10 protein-coding genes and 1 pseudogene are annotated in these 11,845 nt (G+C 70.1%); 8 read left to right on the plus strand and 3 right to left on the minus strand.

The annotated features are described in order from the left end of the window. Window positions 1-15: 15 nt before the first annotated feature. A pseudogene (locus FBZ83_RS14575) lies at window positions 16-197 on the plus strand (transposase); the annotation flags it as partial. Window positions 198-263: 66 nt separating this feature from the next. Here the strand turns inward: FBZ83_RS14575 and FBZ83_RS14580 are convergent. Beyond that, window positions 264-1,442, minus strand: coding sequence for an ROK family transcriptional regulator (locus tag FBZ83_RS14580; protein ID WP_145684057.1), 1,179 nt, complete (start codon window positions 1,440-1,442; stop codon window positions 264-266). A 189-nt stretch (window positions 1,443-1,631) separates the two neighbouring features. Between FBZ83_RS14580 and FBZ83_RS14585 the strand changes: the two genes are divergently transcribed. The 7 genes from FBZ83_RS14585 (at window position 1,632) to xylB (ending at window position 10,299) form a co-directional block, all read left to right on the plus strand. Further along, window positions 1,632-3,191, plus strand: a complete 1,560-nt coding sequence (locus FBZ83_RS14585) for a sugar ABC transporter ATP-binding protein (protein WP_145684059.1) — start codon at window positions 1,632-1,634, stop codon at window positions 3,189-3,191. Continuing rightward, complete coding sequence (locus FBZ83_RS14590; RefSeq protein ID WP_186466083.1) at window positions 3,169-4,173, plus strand: ABC transporter permease; 1,005 nt, start codon at window positions 3,169-3,171, stop codon at window positions 4,171-4,173. Before FBZ83_RS14585 ends, FBZ83_RS14590 begins: the two co-directional genes overlap by 23 nt. Before the next feature lie 27 nt (window positions 4,174-4,200). Continuing rightward, a complete protein-coding gene (locus FBZ83_RS14595) occupies window positions 4,201-5,154 on the plus strand; it encodes a substrate-binding domain-containing protein (RefSeq protein WP_035681887.1) in 954 nt (317 codons plus the stop codon). A gap of 78 nt (window positions 5,155-5,232) precedes the next feature. Continuing rightward, entirely contained in the window at window positions 5,233-6,288 is a 1,056-nt protein-coding gene (locus tag FBZ83_RS14600; protein ID WP_145684061.1) for a sugar phosphate isomerase/epimerase family protein, read from the plus strand. Between the two features lie 13 nt (window positions 6,289-6,301). Then, window positions 6,302-7,477 carry a Gfo/Idh/MocA family protein gene (locus FBZ83_RS14605; RefSeq protein WP_145684064.1) on the plus strand — a complete coding sequence of 392 codons (1,176 nt, stop codon included), beginning with the start codon at window positions 6,302-6,304 and terminating at the stop codon, window positions 7,475-7,477. An 11-nt stretch (window positions 7,478-7,488) separates the two neighbouring features. Beyond that, on the plus strand, window positions 7,489-8,796 hold the full coding sequence (gene xylA / locus FBZ83_RS14610) for a xylose isomerase (protein WP_145684067.1): 1,308 nt from the start codon (window positions 7,489-7,491) through the stop codon (window positions 8,794-8,796). A gap of 27 nt (window positions 8,797-8,823) precedes the next feature. Beyond that, window positions 8,824-10,299: a xylulokinase gene (gene xylB, locus FBZ83_RS14615; RefSeq protein ID WP_145684069.1), complete on the plus strand. Its 1,476-nt coding sequence runs from the start codon at window positions 8,824-8,826 to the stop codon at window positions 10,297-10,299. 6 nt (window positions 10,300-10,305) lie between these two features. Here xylB and FBZ83_RS14620 read toward each other — a convergent pair whose 3' ends face one another. Both FBZ83_RS14620 and FBZ83_RS14625 read right to left on the minus strand, forming a co-directional pair. Next, window positions 10,306-10,983 (minus strand): GntR family transcriptional regulator, encoded by a 678-nt coding sequence (locus tag FBZ83_RS14620; protein WP_145684072.1) that lies wholly within the window; start codon window positions 10,981-10,983, stop codon window positions 10,306-10,308. A gap of 112 nt (window positions 10,984-11,095) precedes the next feature. Then, window positions 11,096-11,824 (minus strand): amino acid ABC transporter ATP-binding protein, encoded by a 729-nt coding sequence (locus FBZ83_RS14625; RefSeq protein ID WP_145684075.1) that lies wholly within the window; start codon window positions 11,822-11,824, stop codon window positions 11,096-11,098. Window positions 11,825-11,845 lie beyond the last annotated feature (21 nt).

Below are 11,845 nucleotides of genomic sequence, written 5' to 3' on the forward strand. Positions count from 1 at the left end.
TACGAGACCATCGACGGTGCCCGTGGACGGATGGAGAACCGGATCGAGGCGCATAAACTGCATCTCGCCTCCGACCGGACGTCCTGCAGCAAGGCAACCGCCAACCAGTTCCGGCTGCTCATCCACACCGCCGCCTACTCGCTACTCAAACCTTGCGCGGCTTGGCACCGAAGACGTCGTTCTGGCGCGACGCGCAGCGGCCTGCCTGCGCTGGAGGAAGCGGTGAAGAAGAGCCGGCAGCGCCCCGCGGCCGGACCCCGGCGTCACAGGATCGGGCCGGGCACCGACAGGAAGCCGTCCATAGCCAACGCGATCCCCCCCATGGGAACGGCGTCCGGGCCGAGTGGTGAGACCACAAGCCGCAGGTCGCGGCGCAACGGTTCCAGCGCGTGCTCGTCGAGGGCGGCGTTCAGAGTCGGCAGAACGAACTCCGCGACGATCGACAGATTGCCGCCCAGAACCACCAACTCCGGATTGGTCAGGTTGACCATGTGGGACAGCGCGACGCCGAGGTGCGAACCGGCTGCCTCCAGCAAAGCCCGCACCACCGGGTCGCCGTCACGCGCCGCGGCGGCGGCGGCCCAGAGGTCGGGCAGGGCGCGCCCCCGTTCGCCCGCCTGGGCGAGGATCGAGGTTTCGGAGACGTAGGTCTCCAGGCACCCCCGCTTGCCGCAGCCGCAGGGACGCCCGCCCGGCACCACGGTCAGGTGCCCGATCTCCCCGGCGAAGCCCTGCGCGCCGCGGTACAGCCGCCCGCCGAGGAACAGCCCGCCGCCGACGCCCGAATGGCCGGTCAGATAGACGAAGTCCTCGACCCCCCGGCAGGCGCCGAACAGCCGCTCGGCCATGGCGGCGGCCTTGGTGTCGTTGTCGACATGGACCGGCGCGCCCAATGCCTCCTCCAGCAGCGGCCGGATCGGCGTGTCACGCCAGCCCAGGTTGGGCGCCAGCACGAGCCGGCCCGCGCGGTCCATCAGCGCCGGAATGCCGATGCCGATGCCGCGCAAGGGCGGCGGTGCCGCTCCGCCCTCGGGCCGGCTCGCCGCGACGACCGCATCGATCCCCTCGTGCAGGTGGCGCAGCGCCGTGGCGAGATCGGTGCTGCCGGGGATCTGCGACTGCTCGACCACCGCGCCGGCCAGAGTGGTGGAGACGATGCGGATCGTTCCCGGCTCCAGCCGGGCGCCCACCAGCAGCCCGGCCGACGGAGCGATGCCGAGCGCGGTTTCCGGCCGCCCGATGCGGCGGGCGCGCGGCGCCTCGCTTCGCTCGACCAGCCCCTCCTCGACCATCTGAGCCACGATGGCCGAGGTCGTCGCCTTGTCCAGGCCGGTCAGCCGGCTGAGGTCGCGCTGCGCGCAGCGCGGGTTCTCCCGCAGCGCGTGGAAGACGCGGACCATGTTGAGGCGGCGGATCGCGGCCGAGTTGACCCTTGGCAGCATGCGGATTCCTGTCTCGCGCGTCGGGCGGCAATCGCTGGGCGCCGGGCGGGGCATACACCGAAAAGGTGGGGGATGTCGCCCCGACATGGCTTGACGCGGGCTGATTCGAATCATACGCTCCCATTTGTTAGACCGTCTATCTAATTCGCGGCCACATGAGAAGCCGCAATCCAGGGAGGGGGCGACCCCATGGCCGAGCCGCTTTTGGCAGCGTTCGGCGTCACGAAGAGCTTTGGGCCCGTCGAGGTCCTCCATGGGGTGGATTTCACCGTCCAGCGCGGTGAGGTGCACGCCCTGGTCGGCGAGAACGGGGCCGGCAAATCGACGCTGATGAAGATCCTGTCCGGCTTTCACCAGCCGACCTCGGGCGCCGTGCGCGTGGATGGGCGCCCGATGAGCTTTTCCGGCATCGGCACCGCCGAGGCGGCGGGCGTCGTGCTGATCCACCAGGAATTCAACCTCGCCGAACATCTGACGGTCGAGGAGAACATCTTTCTCGGGCGCGAGCTGCGGCGGGGCCCGTTCCTCAACAAGCGCGCCATGCGCGAGCGGTCCCTCGCCGTTCTGGCCGAGCTGGAATGCCCGGTGGACCCGCGCGCGCGGGTGCGCGACCTCGCCGTGTCGGAGCGGCAGATGGTCGAGATCGCCAAGGCGATGTCGCGCGAGGTCCGCGTCCTCATCATGGACGAGCCCACGGCGGTGCTGACCGGCACCGAGTCCGCCGTGCTGTTCGGGCTGATCCGCCGGCTGCGCGACCAGGGGGTGGGGATCGTCTACACCTCCCACAAGCTGGACGAGGTGCGGGCCATCACCGACCGGGTCACGGTTCTGCGCGACGGCCACCACATCGCCACCCGCCCGACCGCCGAACTGACGGAGGACGGCATCGCCCAGCTCATGGTCGGACGGGCGATCAGCGACCTGTTCCCGGCCAAGACGCCGCCGGCGCCGGACGCGCCCGTGGTGCTGGAGGCGCTGGGGATCGACGTTCCCGGCTGGGTGCGGGGCGCCGGCTTCGACCTGCGCCGCGGTGAGATCCTGGGCTTCGCCGGGCTGATCGGCGCCGGGCGGACCGAGCTGGCCGAGGGGCTGCTCGGCCTGCGCCGCCGCACCGCCGGCACGCTGTCCCGCAACGGGGAGCCGCTGCGCGTCCGCCGCCTGGAGGACGCGGTGGCCGCCGGCATCGCCTACCTGACCGAGGACCGCAAGGGCAAAGGCCTGCTGCTCGCCAAGGGCTTGCAGCCGAACCTGACGCTGCTGGCGCTGGACCGCTACGGCCGGGTCTTCGTCGACGAGCGGCGGGAGGCCGCGGCGCTGGAGCGTGCGGTGACGGAGTTCGACATCCGCGTCCGGACGCTGGACGTGCCGGTCGGCAGCCTCAGCGGCGGCAACCAGCAGAAGCTGCTGCTCGCCAAGACCATGCAGGTCGATCCGGAGATCCTGATCGTCGACGAGCCGACGCGCGGCATCGACATCGGGACCAAGCAGCAGATCTACCGGTTCCTGCACGAGTTCGCCCGCCGGGGCGGGTCGGTGATCCTCATCTCCTCGGAAATGCCCGAGATCATCGGGCTGTCGCACCGGGTGGTGGTCATGCGCTCCGGCGTGGTGACCGGCATCCTGGAGGGTGACGAGGTCGAGGAGGGCGAGATCGTCCGCTACGCCACCGGCCTGAAGGGCCGCACGGTCGATGGTCTGAAGGGCTTCACATCAAAAGGAGACGCGCATGACGCCGTCGGTCATGCCTGAGGCCGCGCGGAAGCCCTCCTCCGGCTTCGATCTGAAACTCTACGGGCCGTTCCTGGCGCTGGCCGCGCTGATCGTGCTGGGCACCATCGTCAACCCGGTGTTCCTCAGCCCGGGCAACATCGGCAACGTGCTGACCCGCACCGCCTTCATCGGCATCATCGCGGTCGGGGCCACCTTCGTCATCACCGCCGGCGGGATCGATCTGTCGGTCGGCTCCCTGGCCGCCTTCGCGTCGGGCGTCATGATCGTGGTGATGAACGCGCTGGTCGGCTCCATGGGCGCCGGACTGCCGGTCATCCTGGTCGGCGTCCTGGTGGCGCTGGGGCTCGGGCTGGCGGCGGGGCTGGTCAACGGGCTGCTGGTGACCAAGGGCCGGATGGAGGCGTTCATCGTCACGCTGGGGACGATGGGCATCTTCCGATCCCTGGTCACCTACATCGCCGACGGCGGCACGCTGTCGCTGAATTCGGAGATCCGCACGATCTACCGGCCCGTCTATTACGGCGGCGTCTTCGGCATCTCCTACCCGATCCTGGCCTTCGCGGTGGTGGCGCTGATCGGCGCGCTGATCATGTACCGCACGCGCTTCGGCCGCTACTGCGCCGCCATCGGCTCCAGCGAGGACGTGGCGCGCTATTCGGCGATCAACGTGGACCGGGTCAAGCTGCTGGCCTTCGTGCTGCAAGGCATCTGCGTCGCCATCGCGGTGGTGATCTACGTGCCGCGGCTGGGCTCGGCCTCGGCCACCACGGGCCTGCTGTGGGAGCTGGAGGCCATCGCCGCCGTCATCATCGGCGGCACCATGCTGAAGGGCGGCTACGGCCGCATCTGGGGCACGGTGGTGGGCGCCGTCATGCTCACGCTGATCGACAACATCCTCAACCTGACCGGCGCCATCAGCGTCTACCTGAACGGCACCATCCAGGGGGTGATCATCATCGTCGCGGTGCTCCTGCAACGGGGAACCGCGGCGCGTCGCTGAAAAAACACGAAGAGGGAGGAATCGACCATGACGTTCCGTTTCGGTCTGGCCGCGGCGCTGGCCGCGGGCCTGATGGTGGCGCCGGTCGCCGGCTGGGCGCAGCAGAAGATCAAGATGGGCGTGTCCATCCCCGCCGCGACGCACGGCTGGGCCGGCGGCCTCAACTGGCACGCCCAGCAGGCCGAGAAGCGGCTGGAGAAGCAGTACCCGAACCTCGACGTGGTGATCGTCACCGCCCGCGACGTCGGGCGTCAGGCCAACGACCTGGAGGATCTGGTCTCGGTGCAGCGGATCGACGCGCTGGTCATCCTGCCCTTCGAATCCGCGCCGATGACCGACCCCGTGCGCGCCGTCAAGCAGGCCGGCAAGTTCGTCACCGTGGTGGACCGCGGCCTGACCGACCCGTCCATCCAGGACCTCTACGTCGCCGGCAACAACCCGCAGATGGGCGAGGTCTCCGCCCGGTTCATGAAGGAGAAGATGGGCGGCAAGGGCGACATCGTGGTGCTGCGCGGCATCCCGACCGTGATCGACAACCAGCGCGTCGACGCCTTCATGAAGGAGATCGAGGGCACCCAGATCAAGGTGCTGGGCATGCAGTACGCCAACTGGAACCGCGATGACGGCTTCAAGGTGATGCAGGACTTCCTGTCCCGCTTCCCGAAGATCGACGCGGTGTGGGCGCAGGACGACGACATCGCGCTCGGCGTCATCGAGGCGGTCAAGCAGGCCGGCCGCGAGAAGGAGATGTTCATCCTCGGCGGCGCCGGCATGAAGGACATGATCAAGCGCGTCATGGACAAGGACGTGCTGGTCCCCGCCGACGTCCTCTACCCGCCCGCGATGATCGCCGAGGCCATGGAGATCACCGCCAAACATCTGGTGGAAAAGGCGCCGATCCAGAAGGAATACATCATCGAGGCGACACTGGTGACCCCGGAGAACGCCGCGAAATACTACTACCCGGACTCGCCGTTCTAAGAACCTCTGCCCCCTCCCTGGCCCTCCCCCGCCTTTGGCGGTGGAGGGAACACCAGCACACTCATGGGGAGACCCATCATGAAAACGATCAAGGGACCGGCGATCTTCCTCGCGCAGTTCGCGGGGGACGCGGCGCCGTTCAACAGCCTTCCGGCCATCGGCGCCTGGGCCGCCGGGTTGGGCTTCAAGGGCGTGCAGATCCCGTCCTGGGACGGCCGCCTGTTCGACCTCGCCCGCGCCGCGGAGAGCAAGGGCTACTGCGACGAGGTGAAGGGCGTGCTGGCCGAGGCCGGCGTGCAGATCACCGAGCTGTCCACCCACCTCCAGGGGCAGCTCGTCGCCGTGCACCCGGCCTATGACGAGGCGTTCGACGGCTTCGCCGCACCGGAGGTGCGCGGCAACCCGAAGGCCCGGCAGGAATGGGCGGTCAACCAGCTGCTGATGGCGGCCAAGGCCTCGGCCAACCTGGGGCTGACGGCGCACGTCACCTTCTCCGGCGCGCTGGCCTGGCCCTACGTCTACCCCTGGCCGCAGCGCCCGGCGGGGCTGATCGAAACGGCTTTCGACGAGCTGGCGCGGCGCTGGCGACCGATCCTCGACGCCTTCGACGCGGCGGGGGTGGACCTCTGCTATGAGATCCATCCCGGCGAGGACCTGTTCGACGGAGCCACCTTCGAGATGTTCCTGGAGCGCGTCGGCAACCACCCGCGCTGCAACATCCTCTACGATCCCAGCCACTTCGTGCTGCAGCAGCTCGACTATCTCGGCTACATCGACGTCTATCACGAGCGGATCAGGATGTTCCACGTCAAGGACGCGGAGTTCAACCCGTCCCCGCGCCAGGGCGTCTATTCCGGCTACCAGCCCTGGATCGGCCGGGCCGGGCGCTTCCGCTCGCTGGGCGACGGGCAGGTCGATTTCGGCGGCATCTTCTCCAAGCTGACCCAGTACGGCTTCGACGGCTGGGCGGTGCTGGAGTGGGAATGCGCCATGAAGCACCCCGAGCAGGGGGCCGCCGAAGGCGCGCAATTCATCGACGCGCACATCATCCGGGTGACCGAGAAGGCCTTCGACGACTTCGCCGGAGCCGGCACCGACGATTCGGCCAACCGGCGCATGCTCGGCATCGGCTGAGCGGGAGGGAACCATGACCATCGAAGGGAAGACGGCCTCCGGGCCGAACCGCCGGCTGCGCCTGGGCATGGTCGGCGGCGGGCGGGGCGCCTTCATCGGGGCGGTGCACCGCATCGCCGCGCGCCTCGACGACCGTTACGAGCTGCGGGCCGGGGCGCTCTCCTCGGACCCGGAGCGCTGCCAAGCCAGCGGCGCCGACCTGTTCCTGCCGCCGGAGCGCTGCTACGCCAGCTTCGCGGAGATGGCGCGGGCCGAGGCGGCGCGCGACGACGGCATCGACGTGGTCAGCATCGTCACGCCCAACCACCTGCACCACGACGCCGCCAAGGCGTTCCTGGAGGCGGGCATCCACGTCATCTGCGACAAGCCGCTGACCACCACGCTGGAGGACGCGGAGGATCTGGCGGCGGCGGTGGAGCGCAGCGGCCTCGTCTTTGCGCTGACCCACAACTACACCGGCTACCCGATGGTGCGGCAGGCCCGCGCCATGGTGGCGGCCGGTGACCTGGGCACCATCCGCGTCGTTCAGGTCGAATACCCGCAGGACTGGCTGAGCACCCGGCTGGAAGAGAGCGGGCAGAAGCAGGCGGAATGGCGGACCGACCCGGCGCGCAGCGGCATCGCCGGCTGCGTCGGCGACATCGGCACCCACGCCTTCCAGCTGGCGGAGTTCGTCACCGGCCTGCGCTGCACGCGGGTCGCCGCCGATCTGACCGCCTTCGTGGAGGGGCGCCGGCTCGACGACAACGCGCACATGATGCTGCGCTTCGGCGACGGCGCGCGCGGCATGCTGTGGGCCAGCCAGGTGGCGCCCGGCCACGAGAACGGGCTGCGCCTGCGCGTCTACGGCGACAAGGGCGGGCTGGAGTGGTTCCAGGAGCAGCCGAACCACCTGCGCTTCAGCCCGCTCGGCGAGCCGCCGCGCACCATCACCCGCGGCGGCCCCGGATCTGACGGGGCGGCGGCGCACGCCACGCGCATCCCGTCGGGCCATCCCGAAGGCTATCTGGAAGGCTTCGCCCAGATCTACCGCGACGCCGCCGACCTGATCGTCGCCCGCATGGGCGGTGCTACCGCCGGTGAACAGGCGGCCCTCGTCCCCACCGTCCGGGACGGCGTGCGCGGCGTGCGCTTCATCCACGCCGCCGTGGAATCGAGCCGCCGGGACGCCGCCTGGGTCGAGATTTGAAAGGATTTGCCATGACCGAAGCCTATTTCACCGGCGTCGAGCGCATCCGCTACGAAGGGCCGGACAGCGACACCCCGCTCGCCTACCGCTGGTACGACCCCGACCGCATGGTCCTGGGCCGGCGCATGGCCGACCATCTGCGCGTCGCTGTCTGCTACTGGCACAGCTTCTGCTGGCCCGGCTCCGACCCGTTCGGCGGCGGCACACTGGACCGGCCCTGGATGGGCGGCGGCGATCCGGTGGCGCTGGCCGAAGCGAAGATGGACGTGGCGTTCGAGCTGTTCGAGAAGCTCGGCGCGCCCTTCTTCACCTTCCACGACCGCGACGTGGCGCCCGAGATGGGCTCGCTGCGGGAAACCCAGGCGACCTTCGCCCGCCTGACCGAGCGGCTGCAGGGCTGCATCGAGCGCAGCGGCGTCAAGCTGCTGTGGGGCACCGCCAACCTGTTCTCGCACCCGCGCTACATGGCCGGCGCGGCCACCAACCCCGACCCGGAGGTCTTCGCCTGCGCGGCGGCGCAGGTGCGCGACGCGCTGGAGGCGACGCACCGGCTGGGCGGCGTCAATTACGTGCTGTGGGGCGGGCGTGAGGGCTACGACACGCTGCTCAACACCGACATGGCGCGGGAGCTGGACCAGCTCGGCCGCTTCCTGACGATGGTGGTCGAGCACAAGCACAGGATCGGCTTCACCGGCACCATCCTGATCGAGCCCAAGCCCATGGAGCCGACCAAGCACCAGTACGACCACGACGTGGCGACGGTCTACGGCTTCCTGAAACGCTACGGGCTGGAGAGGGAGGTCGCCGTCAACATCGAGGTCAACCACGCCACGCTGGCCGGCCACAGCTTCGAGCACGAGGTGGCGACGGCGCTGGCGCTGGGCGTCTTCGGCTCCATCGACATGAACCGGGGCGACCCGCAGAACGGCTGGGACACCGACCAGTTCCCCAACGACCATGTGGAGCTGGCGCTGCCCATGGCGCGCATCCTGGAGGCTGGCGGATTCACCAGCGGCGGCTTCAACTTCGACGCCAAGATCCGGCGCCAGAGCGTCGAACCGGACGACCTGCTGCACGCCCATGTCGGCGGCATCGACACGCTGGCCCGCGCGCTGCTGGCCGGGGCGCGCCTCGTCGAGGACGGCCGGCTGCGAGACTTGCGCGCGGAGCGCTACGCCGGCTGGAAGGGCGTTCTCGGGCAAAGGCTCCTCGGCGGGCTGGATCTGGCCGGCGCGGCGGACGCCGGCCTCGGCCTCGATCCCCGGCCACGCTCGGGCCGGCAGGAGATGCTGGAAAATCTGGTGAACCGCCTCGTCTGAGGCCGCCGGCTGATTGGGGGAGGCTCCATGTATCTCGGCATCGACCTGGGGACGTCCGGCGTCAAGGCGGTGCTGGTCGACGAAGCACAGCGCCTCGTCGGCCAGTCCACCGCGCCGCTGGATGTCAGCCGCCCGCACCCGCTGTGGTCGGAGCAGGACCCGGAGGACTGGTGGGCCGCCACCGGGCGCGCCGTCGCCGGCCTGCGCGCCGCCCATCCCGACGCGATGGCGGCGGTGCGGGGGATCGGCCTGTCGGGGCAGATGCACGGGGCGACCCTGCTCGACCGGCAGGATCGCGTGCTGCGCCCGGCCATCCTGTGGAACGACGGGCGCAGTGGTGCGGAATGCGCGGAGCTGGAGCGCCGCGCGCCCACCCTGCGCGCCATCGCCGGCAACCGCGCCATGCCCGGCTTCACCGCGCCCAAGCTGCTGTGGGTCGCCGCACACGAGCCGGAGCTGTTCACGGCGGTCGCCAAGGTGTTGTTGCCCAAGGACTGGCTGCGCCTGCGCATGACCGGCGACCACGCTTCGGATCTGTCGGATTCCGCCGGCACGCTGTGGCTGGACGTCGGCCGGCGCGCGTGGTCGGACGAGTTGCTGGCCGCCACGGGGCTCGGCGAGGCGCACATGCCGCGGCTGTACGAAGGATGCCAGCCCACCGGTGCGCTGCGGGCGGAGGTCGCCGCCGACTGGGGCGTTCCGCCGGGAACCGTGGTGGCGGCCGGGGCCGGGGACAACGCGGCCGGCGCGGTGGGAGTCGGGGTGGTGGCGCCGGGCAGCGCCTTCCTGTCGCTGGGCACCTCGGGCGTGCTGTTCGTCAGCGGCGACCGCTTCGCGCCCAACCCCGAACGCGGGGTGCACGCCTTCTGCCACGCCCTGCCCGGCCGCTGGCACCAGATGTCGGTGATGCTGAGCGCGGCGAGCTGCCTGTCCTTCGCCGCCCGCCTGACCGGCGCCGCGGACGAGGCGGCGCTGCTGCGCGAGGCCGAAGCCTATGACGGCGACCCCGGCGCCCTGGTCTTCCTGCCTTACCTGTCGGGGGAGCGCACGCCGCACAACGACCCGCACGCCAAGGGCGTCTTTTTCGGCCTGACCCACGACACCGACCGCGGGGCGCTCGCCCGCGCGGTGCTGGAGGGGGTGGCCTTCGCCTTCGCTGATGGGCTGGAGTCCCTGGAAGAAGCTGGCGGGCGCGTCGAGCGGTTCCTGGTGATCGGCGGCGGCGCGCGCAGCGCCCTGTGGGGCCGCATCCTGGCGAGCGCGCTCGGCCGGCCGCTCGACTACCCGGTGGGGGGCGAGGTCGGCCCGGCCTTCGGGGCGGCCCGTCTGGCGCGCCTCGCGGTGACGGGCGAGGAGCCCGACGCCGTGTGCCGGCCCCTGGAGATCCGCCACACCGTGGAGCCGGACCCGGCCCTGGCTGCCGCCCTGGCGCCACGCCGCCGCCTGTTCCGCCGCCTCTACGGCGACCTGACGGCGGCCTTCCGCGAGGCCGGCGGGGCCTGAGGCGTCTCAGCTCTTGGCGATCTCGCCGAGCACGTCCTTGGCGAGGCTGCGGATGTGCCCCTCCATGGCGGCGCGGGCCTGCGCCGGGTCGCCGGTTTCCAAAGCAGCGATGACGTCGAGATGCTCGTCGCAGTCCGGACGGATGCGCGACGGCAGGCCGGACAGCTCGAACAGCCGCGTGGTCACCCGCAGGTCGCGGATGATCTGCGCCAGCACGGCGTTGCCGGACGCCTCGGCGATCAAGGTGTGCAGCTCCTCGTCGGCCGCCCAATGATCCTCGAAGCGGATCTTGGGCTCGTCGCGCAGCCGCAGCATCTCGGCCTTCACCGCCTGCAGGCGGACCGGGTCGATGCGCGACGCGGCGGCGGCGATCGCCTCCCCCTCCAGAATCTCGCGCAGGCGCATGCTCTGGAAATACTCGCGGTTGGAGACCTCGCGCACCCGGTAGGGGCGGTTGAACTCCTTGCGGATCAGCCCCTCGCTGGCCAGCCGGACCAGCGCCTCGCGGATCGGCGTGCGCGAGATGCTGAGCGCGGTGGCCAGCCGGTCCTCGACGATCACCTCGCCGCTGGGGATGCGGCGGTCGAGGATCATCTCCAGGATGGTCCGGTAGGCCATGCTCGCCAGATTCACGCCGGCGGTTGCCGGGCTCGCGGTTTTCGGGCCGTCCATGTCCGTGCTCATACCAAGTCCTGCCACCTGACGCTGATTTCTCTCTAACAAAGCAGACGAATCGTTGTCCTGCAAAGCTTCTCGACGATCCATCCGGATGGCGGGATGCGGCGCGGCGCCCTTTTCAATGCTGCAAAATCTTGGCGAGGAACTGGGTGGCGCGCTCCGAGCGCTGGGTCTCGAAGAACTCGGCCTTGGTGCAATCCTCAATGATGCTGCCATGGTCCATGAAAATCACCCGGTGGGCGACCTTGCGGGCGAAGCCCATCTCGTGGGTGACGCAGATCATCGTCATGCCCTCGTTGGCCAGCTCGACCATGACGTCGAGCACCTCGTTGATCATCTCCGGGTCGAGCGCGGAGGTCGGCTCGTCGAACAGGATGGCGATCGGGTCCATCGCCAGCGCGCGGGCGATGGCGACGCGCTGCTGCTGCCCGCCGGAGAGCTGGCCGGGATACTTGTGCGCCTGATTGCCCAGCCCGACCCGCCTCAGCAGCGCCTCGCCCTTGGCCTCGGCCTCCGCCGTCGCGCGGCCCAGCACCTTGCGCTGCGACAGGGTCAGGTTCTGCATGATGGTCAGGTGGGGGAACAGCTCGAAGTTCTGGAACACCATGCCGACGCGAGCGCGCAGCGCCGTCATGTTGGTGCTCCGCCCGCCGACGTCGATGCCGTCCACCTGGATGCGGCCGGACTGGAAGGGCTCCAGCCCGTTGACGCACTTGATCAGCGTCGACTTGCCCGAGCCGGAGGGGCCGCAGACCACCACGACCTCCCCCTTCCGCACGGTGGTCGTGCAGTTCTTCAGGACCTGGAAGGTGCCGTAGTGCTTGCTGACGTTCTCGATGGCGATCATGCGGCTTCTCTTGCGGATGGG

It is taken from the genome of Azospirillum brasilense (genome assembly GCF_007827815.1).
Classification (GTDB): domain Bacteria; phylum Pseudomonadota; class Alphaproteobacteria; order Azospirillales; family Azospirillaceae; genus Azospirillum; species Azospirillum brasilense_C.

Excerpts from the sequence above, each read along its gene's own strand:
- FBZ83_RS14580 (WP_145684057.1), bottom strand. The coding sequence starts at position 1,442 with ATGCTGCCAAGGGTCAACTCGGCCGCGATCCGCCGCCTCAACATGGTC.
- FBZ83_RS14585 (WP_145684059.1), top strand. The coding sequence starts at position 1,632 with ATGGCCGAGCCGCTTTTGGCAGCGTTCGGCGTCACGAAGAGCTTTGGG.
- FBZ83_RS14590 (WP_186466083.1), top strand. The coding sequence starts at position 3,169 with ATGACGCCGTCGGTCATGCCTGAGGCCGCGCGGAAGCCCTCCTCCGGC.
- FBZ83_RS14595 (WP_035681887.1), top strand. The coding sequence starts at position 4,201 with ATGACGTTCCGTTTCGGTCTGGCCGCGGCGCTGGCCGCGGGCCTGATG.
- FBZ83_RS14600 (WP_145684061.1), top strand. The coding sequence starts at position 5,233 with ATGAAAACGATCAAGGGACCGGCGATCTTCCTCGCGCAGTTCGCGGGG.
- FBZ83_RS14605 (WP_145684064.1), top strand. The coding sequence starts at position 6,302 with ATGACCATCGAAGGGAAGACGGCCTCCGGGCCGAACCGCCGGCTGCGC.
- xylA (WP_145684067.1), top strand. The coding sequence starts at position 7,489 with ATGACCGAAGCCTATTTCACCGGCGTCGAGCGCATCCGCTACGAAGGG.
- xylB (WP_145684069.1), top strand. The coding sequence starts at position 8,824 with ATGTATCTCGGCATCGACCTGGGGACGTCCGGCGTCAAGGCGGTGCTG.
- FBZ83_RS14620 (WP_145684072.1), bottom strand. The coding sequence starts at position 10,983 with ATGAGCACGGACATGGACGGCCCGAAAACCGCGAGCCCGGCAACCGCC.
- FBZ83_RS14625 (WP_145684075.1), bottom strand. The coding sequence starts at position 11,824 with ATGATCGCCATCGAGAACGTCAGCAAGCACTACGGCACCTTCCAGGTC.